At 45.4% G+C, this 901-nt stretch carries 1 protein-coding gene and 1 pseudogene; both read left to right on the top strand.

What is annotated here, in order from left to right; genetic code table 11:
* Positions 1-756 (top strand): F0F1 ATP synthase subunit beta (gene atpD, locus A3735_RS08905; protein WP_068637954.1); only part of this gene is annotated, 756 nt, incomplete at its 5' end.
* A gap of 61 nt (positions 757-817) precedes the next feature.
* A pseudogene (locus A3735_RS28785) lies at positions 818-901 on the top strand (F0F1 ATP synthase subunit epsilon); the annotation flags it as partial.

The following is a 901-nucleotide window of genomic DNA, read 5'->3' as shown; positions in this document are numbered from 1 at the left end:
ATGAACGAGCCACCAGGAAACAGGCTACGTGTTGCCTTGACTGGTTTGACAATGGCTGAGAAGTTCCGTGACGAGGGTAAAGACGTACTATTGTTCGTTGATAATATCTACCGTTACACACTGGCAGGTACTGAAGTATCAGCACTGCTAGGTCGTATGCCTTCAGCGGTAGGTTATCAGCCTACACTAGCTGAGGAAATGGGTGTTCTTCAGGAGCGTATTACATCTACTAAGACTGGTTCGATCACATCGATCCAGGCAGTATATGTACCTGCGGATGACTTGACTGACCCATCTCCAGCAACAACCTTCTCTCACTTGGATGCAACAGTTGTATTGAGTCGTGACATCGCTTCTAAGGGTATTTACCCAGCGATCGATCCACTAGACTCTACTTCTCGTCAGCTAGATCCTTTGGTGATTGGTGCTGAGCACTATGAAATTGCACGTGGTGTACAGACAGTACTTCAGCGTTATGCTGAATTGAAAGACATCATTGCGATTCTTGGTATGGACGAATTGTCTGAAGAAGATAAGCAGACAGTTGCACGTGCTCGTAAGATCGAACGTTTCTTGTCACAGCCTTTCCACGTTGCCGAAGTATTTACGGGTGCACCGGGTAAGTATGTATCTTTGAAAGACACTATCCGTGGCTTCCAAGGTATCTTGGGCGGTGAGTACGATGATCTTCCTGAGCAGGCGTTTTACATGGTTGGCTCTATCGACGAAGCAGTCGAAAAAGCGAAAAACATGTAATCATCCTTTAGTAGAAGCACTTTAAGATATTTAAAGTGCTTCCCTGATGAAGGTAGAAATTATGGGTATTAGCGTGCATTGCGATATCGTAAGTGCTGAAGAGCAAATTTATTCGGGTCTTGTTGAGCTAGTTGTTGCAGCTGGC

Source organism: Oleiphilus sp. HI0061 (genome assembly GCF_001635675.1).
This window is presented reverse-complemented; position numbering and strand designations above follow the sequence as displayed.